We start from the raw sequence: 24,718 nt of genomic DNA on the forward strand, positions 1-24,718 counted from the left end.
TCACCCGAGTCCGCGCCAGCCCCGAACAGGTCACCCACTACGCCCGCGCCATCCACGTCCTCGAACAACAGACTCGATCATGAGGATGGAAAAGGCTCAGTACTTGCAGACGCCCCAAAAAGGACTCAGAAGGTGCGCTGAACCCGATCAGCGACCAGCTTCACGAACCGCGACGGGTCGGCCAGCTCACCGCCCTCTGCCAGCAACGCCAGCCCGTAAAGCAGCTCCGCGGTGTCCGCCAGCGCGTCGCGCTCCCCCGCGCCGAACGCCTTGTGCAGGCCCTCCACCAACGGGTGCGTGGGGTTCAGCTCCAGGATCCGCTTGATCTTCGGCAGCTCCTGCCCCATCGCCTTGTACATCTTCTCCAGCGTCGGAGTGATGTCGTGGGCGTCACCGACGACACAGGCGGGAGAGGTCGTCAAGCGCGAGGAGAGCCGGACCTCCTTGACGTTCTCCTCCAACTGCGACGCCATCCACGTCAGCAGGTCGCCGAACTCGGCGGCCTTGGCCTCGTTGGCCGACTTCTCCTCCTCCGTCTCCAGGTCCACCTGCCCCTTGGCGACGGACTGGAACGGCTTGCCGTCGAACGCAGGAACGGCGTCGACCCACATCTCGTCGATCGGGTCGGTCAGGATCAGCACCTCGAAACCCTTGGCGCGCAAGGCCTCCATGTGCGGCGAGTGCTCCACGGCCGTGCGGGAGTCGCCGGTCATGAAGTAGATGTGCTCCTGGCCTTCCTTCATCCGCGAGACGTAGTCGGCCAGCGTCGTCAGCGAGTCCTCGGAGTGGGTCGACGCGAACGAGCAGACCTCGAGGATCGCGTCACGGTTGTCGTGGTCGGAGAGCAGGCCCTCCTTCAGGGCCGCGCCCACCTCGCTCCAGAACTTCGCGTAGTCGTCGGGACGCGACGACTGCAGGGACTTGATGGACGACAGGACCTTCTTCACCAGACGGCGGCGCATCAGCTGGATCTGGCGGTCCTGCTGCAGGATCTCGCGCGAGACGTTCAGCGAGAGGTCCGCGGCGTCGACGACGCCCTTCACGAAGCGCAGGTACTCCGGCATCAGCTCGGCGCAGTCGTCCATGATGAAGACGCGCTTCACGTAGAGCTGCACACCGCGCTTGCCGTCCCGCATGAACAGGTCCATCGGGGCCTGTGTCGGCAGGAACAGCAGGGCCTGGTACTCGAAGGTGCCCTCCGCCTGCATGCGGATGGTCTCGAGCGGCGCGTTCCAGTCGTGGCTGATGTGGCGGTAGAACTCGGAGTACTCCTCCTCCGTCACCTCGGAGGCCGGGCGCGCCCACAGGGCCTTGCGGGAGTTGATCTCCTCGCCGCCCAGCCGCACGGGCCAGGTGATGAAGTCCGAGTAGCGCTTGACGATCTCGCGGATCTTCGCGGGCTCGGTGTAGTCGGGGAGCCGGTCCTCGTCGTCGGACGGCTTGAGGTGCAACGTGACCGAAGTGCCCTGCGGCGCGTCGTCGACGTCCTCGATCGTGTACGTGCTCTCGCCGGTCGACTCCCAGCGGACGCCCTTCTCGGCGTGCGGGAACCTCGTCACGAGCGTGACCTTGTCGGCCACCATGAACGACGAGTAGAAGCCGATGCCGAACTGGCCGATCAGGTCGGACGTGGAGGACTGCTGATCCTTGAGCTGGCGCAGGAACTCCGCGGTGCCGGACTTCGCGATCGTGCCGATGAGCCGCACGACGTCCTCGCGCGTCATGCCGATGCCGTTGTCCCGCACGGTCAGCGTGCGTTCTGCCGGATCGGACTCGATCACGATGTGCAGGTCGTCGACGTCGACCTTCATGTCCTTGTCGCGGAAGGACTCCAGCCGCAGCTTGTCCAGCGCGTCCGAGGCGTTCGACACCAGCTCGCGCAGGAACGTGTCCTTGTTCGAGTAGATCGAGTGGATCATCAGCTGCAGCAGCTGACGGGCCTCGGACTGAAATGCCAGAGTTTCCATGCTTCCCCACCGAATGTGAAACGGATCGAACAGCACTACAACTTAGCGACCCACAACTGTGAGAGCGCCTGGGACCGTGCGAACTGAGACGGGCAACGCTTCCAGACGCTCGCCATCGGCGTAAGCGATCCAGTCGTTGCCACCGGACAAAGTCACTTCACGCGCGCGGAACGTGCGCACGGCCGGATGCTCGGTGTGCTTGCCCGTGCGCAACGTCGGCAGCATCCGCATCAGCATCGAACGGCTCGCGTGCTCCACGACCGTCACGTCGAACAGGCCGTCGTGGGCGTCCGCCCCCGGGCACACGGGGATGCCGCCGCCGTAGTTCGGCGTGTTCCCCACCGCCACCAGCGTCGCGTCCAGCGAGAACGTCTCGGACTCGGTCGCCACCATCAGCGGCGCCGAACGCAACGACGCGAGCTCGGCCAGGATCGCCAGGTCGTAGCGGCGCGGACCGGCGGGCCAGCGCATCGCGTTCGCCCGCTCGTTCACCGCGGAGTCGAACCCGGCGCACAGCACCGTCGCGAACCACTGCCCGGTCGACAACCGGCCCAGGTCGAGCGTTTTCCTCGTGCCGTGCACGACGTCGTCGACGGTCGCAGACCCGATGGCGTTCGCGAGGTCGTTGCCGGTGCCCGCCGGCACGATGCCCAACGCCGTCGAGGTGCCCGCGCAGGCCTGAAGGCCCAGGTGAGCGGCACCGTCACCGCCTAGCACGACCAGCAGGTCGACACCGTCGGCGACGGCCTCGCGGGCCATCGCCAGCGTGCCCTCGGCGTCGTGTGCCACGAGCTGCGTCAACGAGGAGACGTGCGGACGCAACGCGGCGGCGGTCGACCCTGCCATCCGGGCCGCCCGCCCCTTGCCCGACGCCGGGCAGACCAGCAGGGCTGCCCTGGTCACGTGGCGTCGTCGTAGTTCACGCGCTTCTCCGGCTCCGCGGCGACGGCCTTCTCGCCGGGCATGTCGCCGTCCGCGTCGGACGGCGTGTAGTCGAACGGCGCCGCCTCGTTGTCGTCGAGAGCGTCCCAGCCCTCGGCCGCACGGAGCTTCGCCTTGCGCTTGTCGTGGATCCGCGCGAGCTGGATCGCCATCTCGAACAGCAACGACAACGCGATCGCCAGCACGACCATCGAGATCGGGTCGGTGCCCGGCGTCGCGATCGCGGCGAACACGAACAGGCCCATCAGCAGGCCCCGCCGCCACTTGGCCAGCCGCTCGTACGACACCACGCCCGCGCGGTTGAGCATCACCACGACCAGCGGCAGCAGGAAGCTCACGCCGAAGATGAACAGCATGGTGATCACGAAGTTGATGTACTTGCTACCGGTGAGCGCCGTGGTCCAGTTCTCGCCACCGAAGCCGAGCAGCACCTTCAGGCCCTCGGGCACCACCAGGTAGGCGAGCACCGCGCCGGCCACGAACAGCAGCGCGCCCGCACCGACGAACACCCGCGCGAAGTTGCGTTCCTTCGTGTACAGGCCGGGCGTGATGAACGCCCAGATCTGGTACAGCCACAGCGGGCTGAGCAGCACCGCACCCGCCGCCGTGCCGACCTGCAGCTGCACGAGGAAGATCTCGAACGGCTCGGTCTGCAGCAGCGCGCAGCTGCCGTCACTGGTGATCTTGGCCCGGTACTTGTCGAGGTCGGGCTGGCAGTACGGCCCCGTCAGGATGTCGCCCAGCGACGGGATCGGGCCGAGCCGTACCTGGAACCAGATGAAGCCGAAGATGGCACCGACGGCGATGACCAGCATCGCCAGGCCGAGGCGGTACCGCAGCTCGTAGAGGTGCTCTTTGAGCGACATCGTGCCGTCGGGGTTGCCCCGACGGCGCCTGCCGCGTTCCCGGCGCTCGGCGAACCACCGGAACGGACTTGCCACCTCGCTGACCGTCCTTACAAGTCTGCGACCAGAAGGTCAGTTAGTTGGCCTTGTTCTGCGAGGTCTGCTCGATGGGCGGCGCGACCTGCGGCTGCTGCTGAACCGGCTGCTGAACCGGCTGCTGCACCTGCGGCTGGGCCGGCGGAAGCTGCTGCACCGGCTGCTGCACGGGCTGCTGCGCGACGGGCGCGTCGTCCGTGGCGTCGGGATCGCGCAGGCCCTTCGTCTCGGCCTTGAAGATCTTCGCCGACCGGCCGATCGACCGGGCCATGTCAGGAAGCTTCTTCGCACCGAACAGCAAGATGATCACCACAGCGATGATGATCAGCTCGGTGGGTCCGAGGTTAGGCATTGCTGGTCCTCCTGTCTGCCCCGCGACGTCGATCGTACGCGGGGTTTGCCCTGGTGCGGGCCTGTCCTGAAGGCCGTCGTTCGGCGAAGGCCACCTTCAGCGCGGCTCGCCGCGCCTTCAGCAGACCGACACCGTTGCCGACACTGTCCCCCACCAGAGTGCGGGCGCTGGCGAATCGACGCAAGGATCGGATGACTCGGACCGCGATCACGACCAGCGCGATCAGGCCGAGCGCGATCAGCGCCAGGGTCGGTGTAGACGGCACGAGCACACGTTATACGTCTTAGGTGGACAACAGGTGATCTGCCCGGCGCAACGCTTCCCGAGCTTGGCGCGTCACCTCGTCCGCGAGCTCCGCCGGCTGCTCGACGTGCACGTCACCGCCGAGCCCGAGGAGCAGGCGGACCATCCAGGACGAGTCGTCGTAGCGCATGAGGACACGCGTGCGGCCGTCCGAGAGCTCGGCGGCGTGGTCGACCGGGTAGTACTCCGCGACCCAGTGCGCGTCCGGTTCGAGAAGAAGGACCGCGATCTTCTGATCGTCCCGCGGCTGGAACAACCCCTCCGACGTATCGGTCAGCCGGGCGTGCGGAGGGGGCGACGACTGCTCGTCGAGCACGTCCACCTCGTCGATCCGGTCGAGCCGGAACAACCGCACACCGAGCGCCGAACGGCACCACGCTTCGAGGTAGCCGCGGCCTTCCACGAGCAGCAGACGCATCGGGTCGACGACCCGATCGCTCATCGCGTCGTGCGACTGCGAGTAGTAGCGGATGCGCACGGCCCGTTCGCGCTTCACGGCGTCCTGCACGGCGGCACGGATCTCCGCGGTCTCCCCGCGCTCGAACGCGCCGAGCCCGACCACCATGCCCGCGGGCTGCGCCTTGCCGACCGCCGACTCGATCTTGGCCAGCGCCCGTTGCACCGCGTCAGTGTCGACGACTCCAGGCGTGTCCGCGAGGGCCCGCAACGCCACCAGCAGCGATGCCGCCTCGGCCGCGGTGAGCCGCAACGGCCGGTTCATGCCGGCGTCGAACGAAACGGTGATCGTCTCGCCCTCGAACGACAGGTCGATCAGGTCGCCAGGCCCGTAGCCGGGCAGGCCGCACATCCACAGCAGCTCGAGGTCCTTGCGTAGCTGCTTGGGCGTGATGCCGAAGTCGGCGGCGGCCTCCTTGACCGTGATGGCGGGCCGGTTGAGCAGGTACGGCACGAGTGCGAGCAGACGCGGCAGCCGTTCGTTCGACGCGGTCACCGCGCTCCTTCCAGTGCACCCTGCAGGCGGTCGCGCACGCTCTTCTGGAGGACCTCCGGCTCCAGCACCACGACGTCGGGCCCGAAGCCCGCCAGCCACTTGGCCGCCGAGTCGGGGAACTTCAGGTCGATCTCGACGACGTCGCCGCCGTCGCGTTCCTCGACGACCTTCGCGTGCCGGCGCAGGCCCTGCGCCCGGTCCTTCGCCACCCAGATCTTGGCAGGCGCCGTGTGGTGCGGATCCACCTCCGTGCGCGCGATGAGGCTCATCAGGTCGATGCCCTCCGGCACCCTGAAAGCGTTGGGCTTGCCGACGGTGCGCACCTGGCCGACGACCCTCGACAGCCGGAAGCAGCGCGTGTCGTCGCGGTCGCGATCCCAGCCGACGAGGTACCACTTGCCGCGCCAGGCGACCACGCCCCACGGCTCGACCGTTCGTTCCTTCTGCCCGCCCGGCGGCGGTTTGCGGTAGTCGAACGAGACCACCTGCCCCGCCTGCACGGCCTGCAGGAGCGGCGGGAACGCGGGCTCGTTCGCCCGCACCTTGGGTTCGACGGCGGCCGGCGCGTCCTGGTCGACGTCCACGCCCGCGGCCCTGAGCTTGATCAACGCCCCGTGCACCGCACCCGTGAGCTGCGGTGAGTCCCAGAGCCTGGCGGCCAACGCCACCGCGGCCGCCTCATCGGGTTCGAGGTCGATGTCGCCGAGCTCGTAGTCGCGCCTAGCGATCCGGTATCCGTCCTCCGCACCCTCCACGTTCGACTGCCGCCCGGTCTCCAGCGGCACGCCGAGATCCCGCAGCTCGGACTTGTCCCTTTCGAACATGCGGAAGAACGCCTCGTCCGTCGGCGCTTCGTGATAGCCGGGGACGATGGCGCGGATGCGCTCCGCTGTCAGGTACTGACGGGTCGACAGCAGGCACAGCACCAGGTTGACAAGGCGTTCGGCGCGTGCGATGGCCACGGACAAACCCTAACGCGTGCGCGCGCCGAAACCTCATCACCACCTGTCGTCAACGGTCCGTTCAGAGCAGAGTGCGCAATTCCCGGACCAGCTCGGCGGGTGCTTCCTCGGCCATGTGGTGCCCACAGTCGATGGCACGTACCTGCACGTCGTCGGCCCACTCGGCCCAGATTCCCGGCAGGTCCTCGTACAACTCCCCGAGGTCGTCCTTGGCCGCCCACAACGCCAGCACCGGACACGCGATCTTGCGCCCGTTGGCCCGGTCCTCGTCGTCGTGGTGGCGATCGACCTCAAGCCCGGCGCGGTAGTCACCGCACATCGCGACGACGGTCTCGGCGTCGTGGACGGCGCGCTGGAAGTCGGCCCAGTTCTCCACGCCCATCGCGAGAGGCGTGTCGTGGTAACGCCCGCCGTACCAGAGGTCGGGATCCTGGGTGATCATCGCGGCGGCCAGCTCCTGCCGCGCCAGGAAGAACCAGTGGTACCAGGACTGCGCGAACCGGGCGTCACAGCGACTCAAATGAGCACCGATCGGCAACGCGTCCAGCACGGCCAGCCGCGTGACCCTGCCGGGATGGTCCAGCGCCAGCCTGATCGCCGCGGCGCCACCCCGGTCGTGGCCGACGACCGCGAACCGCTCGTGCCCCAGCTCCCGCATCAGATTCACGAAGTCGCGGGCCATGGCGCGTTTCGAGTAGTCGCCGGGTTTGCTGGACTCTCCGTAGCCCCGCAGGTCCGGGCACACCACCGTGTAGTCATTGGCGAGCAACGGTCCGACGCGATGCCACGTCGTGTGCGTCCGAGGGTGGCCGTGCAGGAGGAGCACCGGTGGCCCTGCCCCACCGGTCCTCACTCGCAGCACGGCCTCGCCGACGTCGATGCGGCGCAACGAGAATCCCTCGAACACCCGCTAGAACTACCCCGGCTAGGAGCGGCCGACACGCCCCTTCTCCCCGGCTGCCCAACAGGTGAGACCGGCGCAGTCGACGGTGTCGAAGCTGCCCGTGTCGGCGACCTTCCAGCTCTTGCCGTCCTTCGAGACGTCCGTCCCCGACGGCCCGACCGCCACGAGCCCGTGGCCGCGATAGGCGATGCCGGACCGGTACCCGACAGGAGCCTGCGTTCCGGCCTTCCAGCCACGCCCGTCGTTGGTCGCGAACGCCGGCGTCGGATCGGTCGGCTTCAGGTAGTCGCCACCGATGGCCACACCCCGCCACGGCGTCTTGAACGCCACCGCGAACACCCCGGCCGCCTCACCACTCGGCATCGGCACCTCCGACGCCTTCCACGACCGCCCACCGTCACGCGACTCCAGCACCCGTGCTTTCGCGCCGCCGCCGGTCGCGATCCACGCGTGATTGCCACTAGTGGTGACGCACTGCCCGGACGCCGCGAACGCGAACTCGCCCGGCAACGCGTCCGGCATGCCCTTCGTGTCGTTGACGTGCCAGGAACGACCGCCGTCCCACGTCCGCAGCACCCGGAACTTGCCGTCGACCGGGTCGCTCAGCGCCAGCCCGCGGAACCGGTCGAAGAACGCCACGCAGTCGTAGAACGCCTTCGGGTGGGTGTTGCGGAACGACTCCTGCCACGTCTTACCGCCGTCCGACGTGCGGTAGATCCGCGACGACTCGCCCTCGCCGATCGACAGGGCCACGGCGTTGCGCGCGTCGAACGCCTCGATGTCGCGGAAGTCGAGCGCCGCGGTGTCCGGCGGCCCGACGGACTCCCACGACCGGCCACCGTTCACGGTCCGCAGGACAGTGCCTTTCGAGCCGCTGACCCACGCGACCTGGCTGTTGACCGCGGACAGCCCGCGCAGCCGGGCGTCCGTGCCGGTCGGTTTCAGCTCCCAGTAGGTGTCCGCGTGTGCCACCCCGGGAAGGAGCAGGAAAGCAGCGAGTGCCGCCGCGATGATCCTCATGCGACGGCACTCTGCCACTTCTCGTGAAGCCTCTAAAGCGACGAAATGAGCCTTTCGACGCGCTCGTCCACCGCCCTGAACGGGTCCTTGCACAGCACCGTGCGCTGAGCCTGGTCGTTCAGCTTCAGGTGCACCCAGTCGACGGTGAAGTCGCGCCCGGCGGCCTGCGCGGCGGCGATGAAGTCACCGCGCAGCTTGGCTCGCGTGGTCTGCGGCGGGGTGTCCTTGGCCGCCTCGATCTCGCCGTCGTCGGTCACGCGCTCGACCTGGCCCTTGCGCTGCAGCAGGTCGAACACGCCACGGCCGCGGCGGATGTCGTGGTAGGCGAGGTCGAGCTGGGCGATGCGCGGGTTGGACAGGTCCATGTTGTGCTTGGCCATGTACCGCTCCATCAGGCGGTTCTTGATGGCCCAGTCGATCTCGCGGTCGATCTTGGAGAGGTCCTGCGCCTCGACGGCGTCGAGCGTGCGGCCCCACAGTTCGAGGACGCGCTGCGCCATCGGGTCCGGCGAGCGCTTGGACACGTGCTCGACGGCCTTCTCGTAGTACTCGCGCTGGATGTCGAGTGCGGAGGCTTCCTTGCCGCCCGCCAGGCGGACGGTGCGGCGGCCGGTCAGGTCGTGGGAGATCTCGCGGATGGCGCGGATCGGGTTGTCCAGGGAGAAGTCGCGGAACTGGACGCCCTGCTCGATCATCTCCAGCACGAGGTTCGCGCTGCCCACCTTGAGCAGCGTCGTCACCTCGGACATGTTCGAGTCGCCCACGATGACGTGCAGGCGCCGGTAGCGCTCGGCGTCTGCATGAGGCTCGTCGCGCGTGTTGATGATCGGGCGGGAACGCGTGGTCGCGGACGACACGCCCTCCCAGATGTGCTCTGCGCGCTGCGAGAGGCAGTACACGGCACCGCGCGGGGTCTGCAGGACCTTGCCCGCGCCGCAGATCAGCTGGCGGGTGACCAGGAACGGCAGCAGCACGTCCGCGATGCGCGAGAACTCGCCGGCGCGAGCCACCAGGTAGTTCTCGTGACAGCCGTACGAGTTGCCCGCGGAGTCCGTGTTGTTCTTGAACAGGAAGATGTCGCCGCCGATGCCCTCGTCTGCCAGCCTGCGCTCGGCGTCGACGAGCAGGTCCTCGAGGATCCGCTCACCCGCCTTGTCGTGGGTGACGAGCTGGGCCAGGTCGTCGCACTCGGCCGTGGCGTACTCCGGGTGAGAGCCGACGTCCAGGTAGAGCCGGGAGCCGTTGCGCAGGAACACGTTGGACGAGCGTCCCCAGGAGACGACCCTGCGGAACAGGTACCGCGCGACCTCGTCCGGGGACAGACGACGCTGCCCGTGGAAGGTGCAGGTCACCCCGAATTCTGTCTCAATGCCGAAGATCCGCCGCTGCATCCCTCAACAGTAGGCGACTTCCGGCCGCACGCGGGTGATCCGTTCGGGCGGCACGCCGGTTGCGGTTTAGTGTCGAAGGGGTGTGGAAACGGGTCAGCGCTCTCGACAAGAAGCTCATGAGCTCCTCTGCCGGACTGCCTCCCAGCAGGCTCGACAGGGGTATGAAGAGACTTTCCCGCGCCGCGAACCACAGTGTGTTGTGGTTCGTCGTCGCGGCGATTCTGGCAACCGGGAAAGGCCCGTTCCGGCGGGGCGCGATGAGGGGGCTCGCGGCCATCGCCGGGGCCTCTGCCAGCGCGAACCTGGTCGGCAAGTCCCTTTTTCCGCGCCGTCGGCCCGCCGCGGATCTGCTCGCGGTGGCGCGCAGGCTGTCCCGGCACCCGACGTCGTCGTCATTCCCGTCCGGACATTCCGCGTCAGCTGCTGCTTTCGCCACCGCGGTGGCCATGGAATCGCCTCGCGCCGGAGTGGTGATCGCCCCGATCGCGGCTGCCGTGGCTTATTCACGCGTGCACACGGGCGTGCATTGGCCTTCCGACGTTGCGGCTGGTGCGGCGGTGGGTGCGGGGGCCGCGCTGCTGACTCGCCGTTGGTGGCCTCTCGGGCTGAACGAACCTGCTTCGGCCTACGAGCACGCCGAGCTGACGTCCCTGCAGGAGGGTGACGGGCTGGTCGTGGTGGTGAACCCGTACTCCGGGCTCGGGCCGGACCCCTCGCCGCGGATCGCCGAGGAGTGGCCGAAGGCGCAGATCGTGCCGATCGAGAAGCTGGAGTCGCTGCCGGACGCGAAAGCGCTGGGTGTGGCCGGTGGCGACGGCACCGTGGCCGCCGTGGCCGCCATCGCGGTTGAGCGCGACCTGCCGCTCGTGCTCATCCCCTCTGGCACGTTGAACCACTTCGCGCGCGACGTGGGCATCACCGGTCTGCACGACACGGCCCAGGCGGTCGCGGACGGCGTGGGCGTGCGCGTCGACCTCGCGCAGGTCAACGGGCAGTGGTTCGTGAACACGGCGTCGCTGGGTGGCTACCCGGACATGGTGCGGATCCGCGAGAAGCTGCAGAAGCGCTGGGGCAAGTGGCCCGCTGCGGTGATCGCGCTGGCCCGCGTGCTGCAGCGCGCCCGGCCGTTGGAGATGACGATCGACGGCGACAAGCACCTGGTGTGGCTGCTGTTCGTGGGCAACGGGCCGTACCGGCCCAAGGGGTTCGCACCGACGATGCGCCCGCGTCTGAACGACGGGCTGCTCGACGTGCGATATGTGCGGGCGGACCGGCAGTTCTCCCGGACCAGGTTCTTCCTGGGTGCCCTGCTCGGGGCGTTGGAGCACTCGCGCACGTACCGGCATCTCGAAGTGGCCTCGCTGAACGTCGAGGTGCACGGCGCACCCATCTCCATCGCGACGGACGGTGAGGTGCGCGAGAGAGGCAGGCACTTCGCGTTCCGATCGCGTGCTGCGGCGTTGGGCATCTATCGGCCATAAGGCGTTCGACATTGTCGAACATTCGCAGCTAGAGTACGTGCTGTGCCCGGACCCATTCAGTCCATTCAGCGCGCGGCGGAGGTCCTGAAGCTGCTCGCGCACGGCGGCGCGCACCAGCTGAGCGTCGGCGAGATCGCCCGCGCCCTGGACCTGGCGAAACCGACGGTGCACGGCATTCTGCGGACGTTGCACGAGGTCGGGTTCGTCGAGCAGGAGGTCGAGGGCGGCAAGTACCGCCTGGGTGCCGCGCTGTTCCAGATCGGCACCTCGTACCTCGACGGCAACGAGCTGCGCGCGAAGGCGTTGAACTGGTCGGACACGCTGGCGATGCGTGCGCGCGAGGCGGTGCGCATCGGCGTGATGCACGGCAAGCACGTGCTCGTTGTGCACCACGTGTTCCGGCCGGACAACAGCCGGCAGACGCTCGACACCGGCGCGTTGCTGCCGTGGCACGCGACCGCCCTCGGCAAGGCGCTGGTGGCGTTCGGCGAGTGGCCGGACAGAGACCTGCGGCGGTTCACCCGGCACACGCTCAGCCCCGAGGACCTGCACACCGCCATGAACGAGGTCCGTGACCGCGATTGGGCTTACGACCTGCACGAACTCGTCGAGGGCGAGGCTTCTATCGCTGCCCCGATCCGGGACAGGCGCGGCGTGGTCGTCGGCGCGGTCGGCATCTCGGGACCGGTCGAGCGGCTGTGCGAGTCACCCGATCAGCCTCCGCGTCTCGAGCTCGTGTCCTACGTACGTGAGGCAGCTCGCAGCGTTTCGAGAGAGCTCGGCGGCCTCTCTTGGTAGTAGTGTGAAACCGTTCGACAATGTCGAATGGTTCACACAGAGGAGTGTGCACGGTGAGCTACATCGCGGCGATCGACCAGGGCACGACGTCGTCCCGGTGCATCGTGTTCGACCAGTCCGGCGGAATCGTGTCGGTCGCTCAGCGCGAGCACCGGCAGATCTTCCCGAAGCCGGGCTGGGTGGAGCACGACGCGACCGAGATCTGGACGAACGTGCAGTCCGTCGTTCGTGACGCCCTCGCGCAGGCATCTCTCTCGCACGCCGACATCGCCGCGTTCGGCATCACGAACCAGCGCGAGACCACGGTCGTGTGGGACAAAGCGACCGGCGAGCCCGTGCACAACGCGATCGTCTGGCAGGACACGCGCACCGACACGTTGATCAAGTCTTTGGGACACGAGGACAAGTTCCGCGAGCGCGCCGGTCTGCCTTTGGCGACCTACTTCTCCGGCCCGAAGCTGCGGTGGCTGCTGGACAACGTCGACGGGCTGCGTGCCAGGGCCGAGCGCGGCGAAGTCCTGTTCGGCACCATGGACACCTGGCTCATCTGGAACCTGACCGGCCGCCACGTCACCGACGTGACGAACGCGTCGCGCACCATGCTGATGAACCTGGAGACCCTGGACTGGGATCCGGAGATGGTGTCCGCAATGGACGTTCCGCTCTCGATGCTCCCCGAAATCCGTTCCTCGTCAGAGGTTTACGGCACCTACGAAGGCGTGCCCGTCGCTTCGGCGCTCGGTGACCAGCAAGCCGCCCTGTTCGGCCAGACCTGTTTCGCGCCCGGCGAAGGCAAGTGCACGTACGGCACCGGCGCGTTCCTGCTGATCAACACGGGCGACAAGCCGGTGCACTCGCGGAACGGGCTGCTCACCACCGTGGGCTACAAGATCGGCGACGAGCCCGCCGCGTACGCGCTGGAGGGCGCGATCGCGGTGACCGGCGCGCTGGTGCAGTGGTTCCGGGACAAGGTCGGGCTGATCTCGTCGGCGGCGGAGATCGAGACGCTGGCGCGCACGGTGGACGACAACGGCGGCGCGTACTTCGTGCCCGCGTTCTCCGGCCTGTTCGCGCCGTACTGGCGAAGTGACGCTCGTGGCGTGATCGCCGGCCTGACGGGCTACATCTCGCGCGGACACCTCGCACGGGCGGTGCTGGAGGCGTCCGCGTGGCAGACGCGCGAGGTCGTGGACGCGATGAACGCCGACTCCGGTGTGGACCTCACGACGTTGCGGGTCGACGGCGGCATGACGGCGAACAACCTGCTCATGCAGTTCCTGGCGGACGTGCTGGACGTGCCGGTGGTGCGCCCGATCGTCGCGGAGACGACGTGCCTCGGCGCGGCGTACGCGGCCGGTCTGGCGGTGGGCTACTGGCCTTCGGCCGACGCTCTGAAAGCGAACTGGCACAAGGCGGCCGAATGGGAGCCGTCGATGGAACCGGCGGCGCGAGCCCGCGGCTACCGGAAGTGGAAGAAGGCGGTCGAGCGGACCGTCGGGTGGATGGACGAGGACGATGACTGACTTTTCTGCTCAGCGGGCTCGCGCCCGTGAGGAACTCCAGCACGGCAAGTTCGACGTCGTCGTGATCGGCGGCGGCATCCTGGGCATCGCGACCACGTGGGCCGCGGCACGGTCCGGGCTCAGGGTCGCGCTGGTGGAGAGCGGTGACTTCGCGGGCGCCACCTCGTCCGCGTCGTCGAAGCTCGTGCACGGCGGCCTGCGCTACCTCGCGATGGGCCCGTCGGCCGTGCCGATGGTGCACGAGAACCACAAGGAACGCCGGGCACTGGGCGACCGCCTTGCCCCGCACCTGGTGCGCCCGCTGCCGTTCCTCGTCCCCGTCTACAAGGGTGGCCCGCACAGCCGTTTCGTGCTGGGTGCGGGCGTCACGTTGTACTCCGCGCTGTCGGGCTTCGGCGACGGCATGGGGAAGGTGCTGTCGGCGCGCAGGGCTGTGGAGTGGGTGCCTGACCTGCGCGCCGACGGTCTGCGCGGTGCCGCGATGTACTACGACCACCAGATGAACGACAGCCGCGTGGCGATCACCGCCGCCCGCGCCGCCGCCGAGGCCGGTGCCGTGCTGCTCAACCACATCTCGGTCGTGGGCCTGCGCAAGACCGGTTCGAAGGTGACCGGCGTCGACCTGCGCGACTCGCTGGGCGAGCTCGGCGTCGACGCTCGCGTCGTCGTGAACGCCACCGGTCCGTGGCTCGACGTGCTGCGGCGCATGGAGGATCCCGCCGCCGACCCGTCGATCCGCCTGTCGAAGGGTTCGCACCTGGTGATGCGGACGTCGTCGGAGTGGAAGGCCGCGCTGACGATCCCGGTGGACGACGTGCGCGTGTCGTTCGCGATCCCGTGGGAGGGCCACCTTCTGCTGGGCACCACCGACGAGGCGTACGAGGGCGACCCGGCCGCCGTGTCCTGCACCGAGGCCGACGTCGACCAGATCATGTCCGAGGCGGGTGTCGCCGTCACCGGGCTGGACAAGAAGAACCTCGCGTACACGTTCGCGGGCCTGCGTGTGCTGCCCGGTGGCCCCGGCGACACCTCGCACGCCAAGCGCGAGACCGTGATCACCGCGGGGTCCGGCGGCATGATCAGCGTGGCCGGCGGCAAGTGGACGACGTTCCGCAAGATCGGCGCCACCGTCCTGGCTCGCGTGAACACCGAGCTCGGCCGCACGTTCGACGGCCCGCTCGACGGCGTCGCACTGCCGGGTTCGGCTCAGCCCGACACCGTCGGTTCGGTGCTCGGCCACGCCTGGGACGCGCTGCCCGACGACGTCGTGCGCCACCTGGCGACCCACTACGGCACGACGTCGCACGAAGTCGTCGCCCTCGGCCTGGAGAACCCCGCTCTGCTCGAACGCGTCCACCCGGACGGCCCGGACATCTGGGCTCAGGTCGAGCACGCCCGCCGCACCGAGTGGGCGTCCGAAGTGGACGACGTGCTGCGCCGCCGCACCACCGTGATGGTCCGCGGCCTCGACTCACCCGAGGTGCGCACGCGGGTGTCGGAGCTGCTCGCGTCCTGACCGTTCAGCACGCCATCCCGAGCTCGACCAGGTAGTCGGCGAGCTCGGGCGCGGAGTGGAACGCGCTGCGCAACGCCAACGACCCGTCGCAGCCCAGCACGACCTCCTCCCGTGACACCACGCGGTGTTCCAGGCGGAGCCCTTCCAGATAGGCGTCGATGATCTCCTCCCGCACCGGGGGCAGGTCATCGACCGCCATCCGCCCCTCCTGGGCCAGACCCACGAGCAGCTGACCCAGGTCGGAGCCCACCGGGAACGGGCACTGCCAGCCCACGTCGATCACCACGAACGACTCGGGGGCGTCGGCGGGCACGAGCAGGTTCTGCGGGCACGCGTCGCCGTGCCCGGTCGCCTGAGGCAACGCCTCCAGCCGTGCCAACAGATCTGGTATCCGCTCGGCGAGCGGCGGGCAGTCCGGCCGCAGAAACGCTTCCCTGACAAGCCTTCCCTCGTACAGCAACCGCATCGCCCGACCGGGCGCGCCACCGAACCGCCGCCCCGCCCACCTGCCGAGCCCGAGTGCCGCTCGCCGGAACCTCGGCAGGTCCCACGCCACCTCGGCACAGCGGACGTCCTCCAGCCACAGCCCGATGCGGTCGCCCAGGTCGTCCACGCGCAGCACGCGCGGCCGGCGCAGGCCCGGCGGCAACGGGAAGCCCGCCAGCAGGAACTCCGCCTCGTCCCGCCACGGGAACTCCCCGACCAGTTCGGCCAGCTCGCCAGGAAAACCGGGCCGCCGCAGGACTTTCACGAACACCAACTCACCCGCGGTCACGACGCGGTAGACCGCCGCCGTGGTCAAGGCGACCGGACTGAACGCCACCGGCACCACGCGGGTCAGCGGTACGGGTCGGTGATCTCGCCGAGCATCTCCAGGGCCTCGCGCAGCTGGCTCATGCGGCGCTTGCCGATGTGTTGTTCCCATTCCGCCTCGATTCTGGCCAGCTCCGCGTTCGCGACGGGGACGGCGCCCTTCGCCTTCTCGGTCACCCGCACGAGCCGGGCTCTGCCGTCCGACGGGTCCGGCACCCGTTCCACGAACCCGGCCTTCTCCAGCTGGTCCACCAGGAACCCGGCGGTCTGCTTGGTGACCTGGGCCGCCTCCGCGAGCACGGTCAGCCGCGTGCCTTCCGGGTCGACGCGCATGAGCACCCGTGCCTGCGCCTGCGTCACGTCGAACCCCGCCGCGTTGACCGCGGCCAGGACGCGGTTCTCCAGGGCGCGGTTCGGGATGAAGAGCAGCAGACCGATGTTCACGCGGGCTCCCGTTGCTTTTAGTCAGAGACTCTGATTAAAGTAGTCAGCCTATCGAATTAAATCAAGGGAGGACCACCATGGACGACACCCAGATCTGGCAGACGATCGACTCCGAACGCGCCGCGACCGCCGACCTGCTCGCCGGGCTGTCGGACGTGGAGTGGACCTACCCGTCGCTGTGCGACGGCTGGACGGTGCGCGAGGTCGCAGCCCACCTGTCGCTCGCGCACCGCATCTCCGTCGGCAAGGCGCTCGTCGCGTTCGTCAAAGCTCGCGGGAGCTTCAACCGCATGGTCGACCAGACCGCGCGCGACGAGGCACGCAGACCTGCAGGGGAACTGGTCGCGGAGCTGCGCGGCGCCGTCGGGTTCCACAGGCTCGCCCCCGGCCAGAAGCTCAAGGACGCGCTGATGGACATCATGGTGCACTCGCAGGACATCGCCCTGCCGCTCGGCATCGAACGCCACATGCCCGTCGACGCCGCTGTCGTCGCCGCGGACCATCTCTGGCAGATGGGCTGGCCGTTCCACGCGCGCCGCCGGCTGGCAGGGCACCGGCTCGTCGCCACCGACGCCGACTGGTCCGCGGGTGAGGGCAGCGAGGTCAGCGGCCCGATCGAAGCGCTGGTGATGGTGCTCGCCGGCCGCACCGCCACCATCCCGCGACTGACCGGCCTGACCGTCTAAGGGAGCACGCGGACCATCCGGCGACACACGTGGACGCGCTCGAACCGTTGGCGCAGCTCGGTTTCCCGCTCGATCCTGGCGTGCAGGAACGCCCCCATCGCCTCCAGCCCGTACTTCGCGCTCAGCACCGTGCCCACCTCGTCGGCTGACGCGTACACGTGCAGGTATCTGTAGTCCTCAACGAACCCGTTGCGCGCGAACCATCCCAGTGCCGGCTCGTCCTCACGAGTCCATGCCTCGATCTTGCGCACCCCGCACCGCTCCAGGCGTCGCAACGCCTCCGCGAGCAGCGCCGTGGCGATCCCGCGCCCTTGGTGGTCGGGGTGCACCACGACCGTGTCGATGGTGGCCTCAGCCCCTGGCACGGTGATGTCCAGAGCCCCGACGACGTTGTCATCGCCGAGCGCGACGAGTTCGAGATCGGTGCGACGCTTGGCTTGCCAGACGTCGTCGTAGTAGCTCGTCGTGACGAAACCCAGGACCCGGCACCGCAGCCACGACGCCTCGTCCGCCGCCTCGTAGTCCCGGACCTGCGCCGGCGCGACGCGTGCGCGCGGTACGTCCGATCGGGCCGGTGCCCCCAGCAAGCCCAGTCCAGTTCGACCCCGTGCGGCGTCGACCACGTCGTCCCCCAAACCCGCATCACGCCGGACGTCTCCGGCACCACCAGAGTTCCCGATGTCAGTCCTGCTCGCACGCCGGATGGCGCATCACCGTTTGCCAGGAACATACTCAGTATGCATACTCGGTACGCATGTCGGTCAAACACGGTCTGCTCGCCTTGCTCGAGCGCGGGCCCATGTACGGCTACCAGCTGCGGGCGGCGTTCGACTCGGCCACCGGCGGCACGTGGCCGTTGAACATCGGGCAGGTCTACACGACGTTGTCCCGCCTGGAGCGTGACGATCTGGTCGCCGCGCTGCCTGAGAACGAGGGCCAGCGACCCTACGAGATCACCGCAACCGGCAGGGCCGAACTCAAGAAGTGGTTCGCGTCGCCGGTGAAGCGCGGTGACCGGCCGCGTGACGAGGTGGCGATCAAGCTCGCACTCGCGATCACCACGCCGGGTGTCGACGTCGCCAAGGTCGTGATGACGCAGCGCACCGCCACGATGCGCACGCTGCAGGAGTACACGAGGCTGAAGACCGAGCCAGGAGATCTGCCGTGGCTGCTCGTGCTCGACGCGATGATCTTCCTGGCCGAGGCCGAGCTGCGCTGGCTCGACCACTGCGAGGCGAGCCTCGTCCGTTACGAGCCGCGCCCCGTTCCCGAGACGACGGACGTCGAGGTGCCGCGATGACCGTCCTCGAACTGCGCGACGTGCACCGCGTCCACGGCTCCGGCGAGACGGCGGTCAACGCCCTCGACGGTGTCTCCCTCATGGTGGAACCCGGTGAGCTCGTCGCGGTGATGGGCCCGTCCGGCTCCGGCAAGTCGACGTTGCTCAACCTCGCCGGCGGCCTCGACAGCCCGACCAGCGGGCAGGTGCTGGTCGACGGCACGAGCCTGCAGTCCCTGTCCCGCAAGCAGCTCGCCGCCTGGCGGCGCAAGCGGATCGGCTATGTCTTCCAGGACCTCAACCTCATCGCGAGCCTCACGGCCGCCGAGAACGTCGCACTCCCCCTCGACCTCGACGGCGTCCGCAAGTCACGCCGCCAGGCCGAACACGCACTGTCCGAAGTGGACCTCGACGGCTACGCGGACCGCTTCCCGGACGAGATGTCCGGCGGCCAGCAGCAACGTGTCGCGATCGCCCGTGCCCTGATCGGCGAGCGCCGCCTCGTCCTCGCCGACGAACCGACCGGCGCCCTCGACTCCCGCACCGGCGAGACCGTCCTGCGCCTCCTCCGGTCCAAAGTGGACGCCGGAGCCGCGGCCGTTCTCGTGACCCACGACGCCCGCCACGCCGCCTGGGCCGACAGGGTCGTCTTCCTCCGCGACGGTGTCGTGGTCGACGTGTCCCAGCGCGACCAGCCAGAAGAACTGCTGAGCACGCCGTGAACGGATGGCGCGCAGCACTGCGCATCGCCTGGCGCGAGGCCCGCAGGTCCCGCGGCCGCTCGGCCCTCGTGATCGCCCTGATCCTGGTTCCCGTGGCCGCGTTGTCGTTCGCGGCCATCGTCTACGACTCGACCGAACTGACCCCCGACGAGGACGCCACCCGCCACATGGGCGCGGCCGAGGCGCTGGTCAGATGGCCCCGCGGCGGCCCGGTCATCCAGCAGCCCGACCAGCTCCTCGGCATCCCGGCCGGCAAGGACGAGGGCCGGCAACCGTCGGAGGAACGCCTGAAGGCCCTCCTTCCCGACTCCCAGCTGCTCTCCGTCCAGCGCACCGGCATCAACATCCGCACCACCGCGGGCGTCGGCCGCGCCGACGCCCGATGATCGACCTGAACAACCCGCTGACCCGCGGCACGGTCACCGTGCTGGAGGGCCGCGCGGCCACCAGCACCGCCGAAGTCGCGTTGTCCCGCAAGGCGATGGACCGCACCGGCGCGCGCCTCGGCGGCACGATCACGACCGAGGACGGCCGAGGATTCACCGTCGTCGGCCTCGTCGAGGAACCAGGCGCCCTGGAGAGCACGACGGTCGTCGCTCTGCCCGGCACGTTCCCCAACGCCGACCAGACCTGGCTCGTGACCACCCCTCTCGACTGGGCGAAGGTCAAGGAGCTCAACAAGCTCGGCATCGTCGCGATGTCCCGCGCCGTCCTGCGCGACCCGCCATCCGCGGCCGACCGCTACCCCCAGCTCGAAGGCACCAACGAACTGCGTGCCGAGATCCTGGTTCTCATAGCGGGCCTGGCCGTCCTGGAGATGGCCCTGCTGGCGGGCTCCGCCCTCGCCGTCGGAGCCCGCCGCCGCAAACGCGACCTGGCCCTCGTCGCTGCGGTGGGCGGCGCCCCGTCCCACGTCCGCCGCATAGTCCTGGCAGACGGCGTGGTCCTCGGCGCGCTGTCCGCCCTCGGACGGCGTAGCGCTCGGCTCACGCTCGCCGCAGTCCTGAGCCGCCCGCTGATCGAGTCGGCCATCGAGGAACGCTACGGAGCCCAGCGCTTCTACCCCACCGCCCTCGCCGCGCTGGCGTTGCTGGCCGTCGTCACAGGTCTCCTCGCGGCCCTGGTACCGGCGTGGATCTCCTCCCGCCAGGACGTCGTGACCGCCCTGGCCGGCCGCAGAGGCATCACCCGCTCCCGCCGCCGCTGGCTGGTCCTGGGCCTGACCCTCGTCGCGACCGGCGTGGCGATCGGCGCCTTCACCGCGATCCGGATGGAGATCGCCGGCATCCTCATAGCCCTGATCGTCACCGAGGTGGGCTTGGTCCTCTGCACCCCGGCCCTGCTCGGCCTTCTTGCCCGCGCCGGCAGGTGGCTCCCGGTAGCCCTCCGAATCGCCCTGCGCGACGCCTCCCGCAACCGCACCGCCGCCGCCCCCGCCATCTCAGCCGTGATGACAGCCGTGATCGGCGCGGTGGCGGTGAGCGTCATGCTGACGTCCCAGGCCGAACAAGAAACCCGAAAACTGGCGGGCACCATGGGCGACGTGACGGTCCACCGCCTGAACGACCTGGGGAAGGCCTCCCCCACCTCAATCCCACCCTCGGTGGCCACAGCGATCCGCAACACCATGCCCGCAGCCGAAGTCCACGAGATCAAGCTCCTCTCGTGCAACGGCGGCTCGTGCTTCGCCCACGTCCGCCCACCGGCAGACCGCGAGTGCCCGTACTCCCGGGACGTGATCAACCGCGAACCCACCAAGGCCGAACAACAAGCAGCCCTGCAAGACCGCCGCTGCGACGGCGTGGGCCGCTCGCACAGCTACTTCGGCACGATCAGCAGCCCGAACGGCTTCCTGGTGGTCGCCACCCCAGACGCCGCCACCACCCTCTTCGACCTGCCGCACCAAGACATCGCACCCACCCAGGCCGCCCTGCGCGAAGGCAAGGTCGTGGTCAACGACCCCAACAAGGTCTCCAACGGCCAACTCCTCATCGCCACCGGCGCGCAGGCCACCACAACCCCGGCACCGGCCCACGCGGTCCCACCGTCATCAGCCCCACTGGCCATGATGACCGAGGAAACGGCCCGCACCCTCGGCTTCGGCGTAGCCGCCTTCACCGTGTTCGCCACCACGACCCGCATGCCCACCCAAGCCGAACAAGACGCCCTGACCGCAGCCCTGGGCGGCGGCCAGTACGAGGTGAACGTAGCCCGCCCAACAGAATCGGAAGTACAACGCTCCCTGAGCATCCTCAGCCTGGTGGCAGGCGTCATCACCCTGGCAGCAGCCGCCCTGGCCACCGGCCTGGCCGCAGCCGACGGCCGCCGAGACCTCACCACCCTCGCCGCCGTGGGCGCCACCCCAGGCCTGCGCAAACTCCTGTCCCTGAGCCAAGCAGGCGTGATCGCGGGCATCGGCGGCCTCCTGGGCACCGCAGCAGGCATCGGCTCAGCCCTAGCACTGCTAGCAGCCCTGAACGTCGGCTACGCCGACCGCTGGCCCCAACCAGCCCTGAACCCGTTCACAGTCCCCTGGCAGAACATCCTGATCCCCCTACTGGTCATCCCAGGCGTGGCAATGCTCGGCGCGGCCCTTTTCACCCGTTCCCGCCTACCGATCGAACGCCGCGAATAGGGTGCAACGATGACGACGTTCGCGATCGTGCACGGAGCAGGCGACGTAGGCTGGTCGTGGCACCTGGTGGCAGCAGCTCTGGAAGCCAAGGGCCACACCGTGATCGCCCCCGACCTCCCCACAGAGGACGAGTCGAAGGACCTGACGGACTGGGCGTCCACGGTAGTGGCCGCCCTCCCGTCCACTTCGGACGTGGTGGTAGTAGGCCACTCCTTCGGCGGCTTCGTAGCTCCCTTGGTCGCCGCACGCATCAACGCCTCGGCACTAGTGTTCGTGACGGCGATGCTCCCGCGCCCAGGCGAGGCGCCAGGCGACTGGTGGCAGAACACCGGCTACGCCGACAGCGGCCTGGAAGACCAGTTCTGGCACGACGTGCCAGCGCACCTGGCCGAGGAGTCGCAGAAGCGGGAACGCGACATGTCGGAGACCTCCATGGCAAAGCCATGGCCGCTGGAGGCTTTGCCCGCACTACCAACGCACTTCGTGCTGTGCACAGAGGACCGCTTCTTCACACCGGAATTCATGCGCAAGGTGGTCGCAGACCGCCTGGGAGTGGAACCCGTGGAACTGGCCGCAGGCCACTGCGCACAACTGAGCAAGCCCAACGAACTGGCAGAACTACTGGAGAAGTACGCCCGCTAACCCAATGCGACGCCACAGGCGAGCCACCGCAAACGCGACGGCGCAGCCGAGCCAACCGCGAAGGCGAAGCCGAGCAGCTTTCACACACAACGCCGGTGGGGTGGTCCCGTCACGAGTCGCGCTGACGCGTTGTGCCGCGCCCGAGGGGATAGGTCAAGTCGACACGCTTTTCGTCGACTTGACCTATCCCCTCGGGTGTGGCTGCCTCCGTGCGACTCGTGACGGGACCACCCCACACCCCAAACACCTACGCAACAGCACCCCGCCAAAAGCAACCGGCGTGCCATCAACCCACGCGCGGCGCTGGACCCCCGATCAGATTGCCGGGGGTCTGGGGGCAGAGCCCTCAGGGAAAGCACGCAACCGCAACCCGCCAACGCAACACAACCACCTACGAACCACAAGCGAACCCACCGAACCACGAACAAAGCAAAAAGCCCCCAGCACAAAGCCAGGGGCCTAAAGCAAACCCGAAAACTACTTCGACTCGTCGTCCGGAGGCAGCTCAACATCCTCAACACCCTTGCCACCAGCGTCAGGAGCCGGCAACAAAGCATCCAAAGCCGCCCCAGCAATCCGCCGAAAAGCCCGCCGAGGCCGAGCCCGCTCCAAAACCGCGATCTCCAACTTGTTGGCAGGCAAGAACTCAGGCCCACCGTTCCCAGTGGAAGGAGACCCGGCGGACAACGCCTTGACCGCAACCGGAACGGCTTCGGCCAAAGTCAGCCCGTCAGCAAAGGAGTCCTTCAGAGCCGTGTTGGGAGCATCAACAGCGCCACCCATCACGATGTACTGCGGCTCATCCACAATGGACCCGTCGTACGTCAACCGGTACAACGTGTCCGAAGCAGACGAGTCGCCGACCTCGGCCACGCAGATCTCGACCTCGAACGGCTTGATCTGCTCGGTGAAGTAGGTGCCGAGCGTCGTGGCGTAGACGTTGGCGAGAGACCGCGACGTCACGTCACGCGGGTCGTTCTGGTACCCGCGCACGTCCGCGAACCGGATCCCGGCCTGGCGGAGGTTCTCGAACTCGCTGTAGCGGCCGACGGCGGCGAAGCCGATGCGGTCGTAGATCTCCGAGACCTTGTGCAGCGTGCTGGAGGGGTTCTCCGCGACGAACAGAATGCCGTCCGCGTACTTCAGCACGATGACGCTGCGACCCCTGGCGATGCCCTTGCGGGCGTACTCCGAGCGGTCGCGCATCACCTGCTCCGCCGATGCGTACAGCGGCATCGTCATGGGTGGTGCTCCTGACGTCGAACCTGTGGGGGACTCAGCCTGCGGGGCGGGACCGGCGGCCTTCCACGACCGCGTTGGCGATCGTGGCGACCTGGGAGTCCGGCACCTCGACGGCACCGTCGGCGCCGTTGATCGTGACCACTACGGGGTAGAGGCGGCGGACCGGGTCCGGGCCGCCCGTCGCCGAGTCGTCGTCCGCCGCGTCGTACAGCGACTCGATGACCGAGCGGATCGCGGCGTCGACGTCCGCGTCCGGGTCGTAGAGCTTCTTCAGCGCCGACTTCGCGAACAGCGAACCCGAGCCGACGGCCTGGTAGCCCTGCGACTCCTCGTAGCGGCCGCCGGTGACGTCGTAGGACACGATGCGGCCCGCCCGCTCGGGGTCGGCCGCGGACGTGTCGTACCCGGCGAACAGGGGCACCACGGCGAGGCCGGCCATGGCCGCGTCGAGGTTGCCCCTGATCATCGCCGAGAGGCGGTTCGCCTTGCCGTCGAGCGACAGCGAAACGCCCTCGATCTTCTCGTAGTGCCGCAGCTCCACCGCGTACAGCCGCACGATCTCGATCGCGATGCCCGCGGTGCCGGCGATGCCGACTGCCGAGTGGTCATCGGTCACGAAGACCTTTTTCATGTCGCGCTGGGCGATGACGTTGCCCATCGTCGCGCGCCGGTCACCGGCGATCACGACGCCACCCTTGTACGTGGCCGCGACGATCGTCGTCCCGTGCGGGGCCTGGACGGTCCCGTCCGGGAGCTTCCGGGAGCTGGGCAGCATGTCGGGTGCCTGCGCCCGCAAGAAGTCCGTGAACGACGACGAGCCCGGCGTCAGGTACGCCGGAGGCAACGCCGCGGCCGGGTAACGCCCGGTCGAGCTGGTGTCCATGTGTTGGTTGTTCTCCCGTCCCCGAGATGGTCAGCAGGCCCCCGAAGGCCTACTGACCACCCTTTTGCACGTATGCGCGGACGAAGTCCTCCGCGTTCTCCTCAAGCACGTCGTCGATCTCGTCGAGGATCGCGTCCACGTCCTCGCCGAGCTTCTCGCGGCGTTCCTGACCGGCGCCGGCTGCGTCCTCGGCGCCGTCGTCGCCGTCGCCACCGCCCTGGCGCTGCTTCTGTTCCTGGGACATCTCGGCCTCCCGCTAACTCGCCTGACAAGAACACTACCCAGCGGCACCGACAAAAATCCTGAGCCACTCGGGTAGA

26 protein-coding genes are annotated in these 24,718 nt (G+C 68.7%); 10 read left to right on the forward strand and 16 right to left on the reverse strand.

Annotated features, from left to right (window positions below):
- Nucleotides 1–125 precede the first annotated feature (125 nt).
- From htpG to pafA, 10 genes are all read right to left on the reverse strand, one after another.
- The gene (gene htpG, locus FXN61_RS22430) at nucleotides 126–1,967 is read right to left on the reverse strand and encodes a molecular chaperone HtpG (RefSeq protein ID WP_167976015.1); all 1,842 of its coding nucleotides are present in this window, start codon (nucleotides 1,965–1,967) and stop codon (nucleotides 126–128) included.
- 42 nt (nucleotides 1,968–2,009) lie between these two features.
- Nucleotides 2,010–2,870 (reverse strand): diacylglycerol kinase family protein, encoded by an 861-nt coding sequence (locus FXN61_RS22435; protein WP_167976016.1) that lies wholly within the window; start codon nucleotides 2,868–2,870, stop codon nucleotides 2,010–2,012.
- Nucleotides 2,867–3,775, reverse strand: a complete 909-nt coding sequence (tatC, locus tag FXN61_RS22440) for a twin-arginine translocase subunit TatC (protein ID WP_167976043.1) — start codon at nucleotides 3,773–3,775, stop codon at nucleotides 2,867–2,869. Before tatC ends, FXN61_RS22435 begins: the two co-directional genes overlap by 4 nt.
- Before the next feature lie 115 nt (nucleotides 3,776–3,890).
- Nucleotides 3,891–4,202, reverse strand: a complete 312-nt coding sequence (tatA, locus tag FXN61_RS22445) for a Sec-independent protein translocase subunit TatA (RefSeq protein WP_167976017.1) — start codon at nucleotides 4,200–4,202, stop codon at nucleotides 3,891–3,893.
- Nucleotides 4,195–4,467: a bacteriophage holin gene (locus FXN61_RS22450; protein WP_167976018.1), complete on the reverse strand. Its 273-nt coding sequence runs from the start codon at nucleotides 4,465–4,467 to the stop codon at nucleotides 4,195–4,197. Before FXN61_RS22450 ends, tatA begins: the two co-directional genes overlap by 8 nt.
- An 18-nt stretch (nucleotides 4,468–4,485) precedes the next feature.
- Entirely contained in the window at nucleotides 4,486–5,457 is a 972-nt protein-coding gene (locus FXN61_RS22455; RefSeq protein WP_167976019.1) for a helix-turn-helix transcriptional regulator, read from the reverse strand.
- Nucleotides 5,454–6,419 (reverse strand): helix-turn-helix transcriptional regulator, encoded by a 966-nt coding sequence (locus FXN61_RS22460; protein WP_167976020.1) that lies wholly within the window; start codon nucleotides 6,417–6,419, stop codon nucleotides 5,454–5,456. Before FXN61_RS22460 ends, FXN61_RS22455 begins: the two co-directional genes overlap by 4 nt.
- A 61-nt stretch (nucleotides 6,420–6,480) precedes the next feature.
- Complete coding sequence (locus tag FXN61_RS22465) at nucleotides 6,481–7,326, reverse strand: alpha/beta fold hydrolase (protein WP_167976021.1); 846 nt, start codon at nucleotides 7,324–7,326, stop codon at nucleotides 6,481–6,483.
- Between the two features lie 18 nt (nucleotides 7,327–7,344).
- Complete coding sequence (locus FXN61_RS22470; protein WP_246291870.1) at nucleotides 7,345–8,343, reverse strand: beta propeller repeat protein; 999 nt, start codon at nucleotides 8,341–8,343, stop codon at nucleotides 7,345–7,347.
- Between the two features lie 32 nt (nucleotides 8,344–8,375).
- The gene (gene pafA / locus FXN61_RS22475) at nucleotides 8,376–9,734 is read right to left on the reverse strand and encodes a Pup--protein ligase (protein ID WP_167976022.1); all 1,359 of its coding nucleotides are present in this window, start codon (nucleotides 9,732–9,734) and stop codon (nucleotides 8,376–8,378) included.
- A gap of 80 nt (nucleotides 9,735–9,814) precedes the next feature.
- On the opposite strand from pafA, the gene FXN61_RS22480 reads away from it, so the two are divergent.
- From FXN61_RS22480 to FXN61_RS22495, 4 genes are read left to right on the forward strand one after another with little or no spacing between them, the layout of a single operon-like run.
- Complete coding sequence (locus FXN61_RS22480; RefSeq protein ID WP_312877922.1) at nucleotides 9,815–11,215, forward strand: bifunctional phosphatase PAP2/diacylglycerol kinase family protein; 1,401 nt, start codon at nucleotides 9,815–9,817, stop codon at nucleotides 11,213–11,215.
- 42 nt (nucleotides 11,216–11,257) lie between these two features.
- Nucleotides 11,258–12,013, forward strand: coding sequence for an IclR family transcriptional regulator (locus FXN61_RS55535; protein ID WP_167976024.1), 756 nt, complete (start codon nucleotides 11,258–11,260; stop codon nucleotides 12,011–12,013).
- A 20-nt stretch (nucleotides 12,014–12,033) separates the two neighbouring features.
- Nucleotides 12,034–13,536, forward strand: coding sequence for a glycerol kinase GlpK (gene glpK / locus FXN61_RS22490; RefSeq protein ID WP_167976025.1), 1,503 nt, complete (start codon nucleotides 12,034–12,036; stop codon nucleotides 13,534–13,536).
- On the forward strand, nucleotides 13,529–15,052 hold the full coding sequence (locus tag FXN61_RS22495; RefSeq protein WP_167976026.1) for a glycerol-3-phosphate dehydrogenase/oxidase: 1,524 nt from the start codon (nucleotides 13,529–13,531) through the stop codon (nucleotides 15,050–15,052). The genes glpK and FXN61_RS22495 overlap by 8 nt, the downstream gene beginning before the upstream one ends.
- A 4-nt stretch (nucleotides 15,053–15,056) precedes the next feature.
- On the opposite strand, the gene FXN61_RS22500 is transcribed toward FXN61_RS22495, so the two are convergent.
- Complete coding sequence (locus FXN61_RS22500; RefSeq protein WP_312877924.1) at nucleotides 15,057–15,875, reverse strand: aminoglycoside phosphotransferase family protein; 819 nt, start codon at nucleotides 15,873–15,875, stop codon at nucleotides 15,057–15,059.
- A gap of 14 nt (nucleotides 15,876–15,889) precedes the next feature.
- On the reverse strand, nucleotides 15,890–16,309 hold the full coding sequence (locus FXN61_RS22505; protein WP_167976027.1) for a MarR family winged helix-turn-helix transcriptional regulator: 420 nt from the start codon (nucleotides 16,307–16,309) through the stop codon (nucleotides 15,890–15,892).
- A 77-nt stretch (nucleotides 16,310–16,386) separates the two neighbouring features.
- Here FXN61_RS22505 and FXN61_RS22510 point away from each other — a divergent pair, with 77 nt between their 5' ends.
- A complete protein-coding gene (locus FXN61_RS22510) occupies nucleotides 16,387–16,995 on the forward strand; it encodes a maleylpyruvate isomerase family mycothiol-dependent enzyme (RefSeq protein ID WP_167976028.1) in 609 nt (202 codons plus the stop codon).
- Here FXN61_RS22510 and FXN61_RS22515 read toward each other — a convergent pair.
- Nucleotides 16,992–17,582 (reverse strand): GNAT family N-acetyltransferase, encoded by a 591-nt coding sequence (locus FXN61_RS22515; protein ID WP_223165551.1) that lies wholly within the window; start codon nucleotides 17,580–17,582, stop codon nucleotides 16,992–16,994. The two genes, FXN61_RS22510 and FXN61_RS22515, sit on opposite strands and share 4 nt — an antisense overlap.
- A 167-nt stretch (nucleotides 17,583–17,749) precedes the next feature.
- Between FXN61_RS22515 and FXN61_RS22520 the strand changes: the two genes are divergently transcribed.
- Genes FXN61_RS22520 through FXN61_RS22540 form a run of 5 tightly spaced genes read left to right on the forward strand, consistent with a single transcriptional unit; the run spans nucleotide 17,750 to nucleotide 22,273 of the window.
- Nucleotides 17,750–18,295: a PadR family transcriptional regulator gene (locus FXN61_RS22520; protein WP_167976029.1), complete on the forward strand. Its 546-nt coding sequence runs from the start codon at nucleotides 17,750–17,752 to the stop codon at nucleotides 18,293–18,295.
- Nucleotides 18,292–18,996, forward strand: coding sequence for an ABC transporter ATP-binding protein (locus tag FXN61_RS22525; protein WP_167976030.1), 705 nt, complete (start codon nucleotides 18,292–18,294; stop codon nucleotides 18,994–18,996). Before FXN61_RS22520 ends, FXN61_RS22525 begins: the two co-directional genes overlap by 4 nt.
- The gene (locus tag FXN61_RS22530) at nucleotides 18,993–19,382 is read left to right on the forward strand and encodes a hypothetical protein (RefSeq protein WP_167976031.1); all 390 of its coding nucleotides are present in this window, start codon (nucleotides 18,993–18,995) and stop codon (nucleotides 19,380–19,382) included. Before FXN61_RS22525 ends, FXN61_RS22530 begins: the two co-directional genes overlap by 4 nt.
- On the forward strand, nucleotides 19,379–21,631 hold the full coding sequence (locus FXN61_RS22535; RefSeq protein WP_167976032.1) for an ABC transporter permease: 2,253 nt from the start codon (nucleotides 19,379–19,381) through the stop codon (nucleotides 21,629–21,631). The genes FXN61_RS22530 and FXN61_RS22535 overlap by 4 nt, the downstream gene beginning before the upstream one ends.
- Nucleotides 21,632–21,640: 9 nt before the next feature.
- A complete protein-coding gene (locus FXN61_RS22540; protein WP_167976033.1) occupies nucleotides 21,641–22,273 on the forward strand; it encodes an alpha/beta fold hydrolase in 633 nt (210 codons plus the stop codon).
- A gap of 477 nt (nucleotides 22,274–22,750) precedes the next feature.
- Here FXN61_RS22540 and prcA read toward each other — a convergent pair whose 3' ends face one another.
- From prcA to FXN61_RS22555, 3 genes are read right to left on the reverse strand one after another with little or no spacing between them, the layout of a single operon-like run.
- Nucleotides 22,751–23,515: a proteasome subunit alpha gene (gene prcA / locus FXN61_RS22545; protein WP_167976034.1), complete on the reverse strand. Its 765-nt coding sequence runs from the start codon at nucleotides 23,513–23,515 to the stop codon at nucleotides 22,751–22,753.
- Nucleotides 23,516–23,549: 34 nt separating this feature from the next.
- A complete protein-coding gene (prcB, locus tag FXN61_RS22550; RefSeq protein ID WP_167976035.1) occupies nucleotides 23,550–24,398 on the reverse strand; it encodes a proteasome subunit beta in 849 nt (282 codons plus the stop codon).
- Nucleotides 24,399–24,447: 49 nt separating this feature from the next.
- Complete coding sequence (locus tag FXN61_RS22555; RefSeq protein ID WP_065920406.1) at nucleotides 24,448–24,642, reverse strand: ubiquitin-like protein Pup; 195 nt, start codon at nucleotides 24,640–24,642, stop codon at nucleotides 24,448–24,450.
- Between the last annotated feature and the right edge of the window lie 76 nt (nucleotides 24,643–24,718).

This window comes from Lentzea indica (assembly GCF_012184385.1).
GTDB lineage: Bacteria > Actinomycetota > Actinomycetes > Mycobacteriales > Pseudonocardiaceae > Lentzea > Lentzea indica.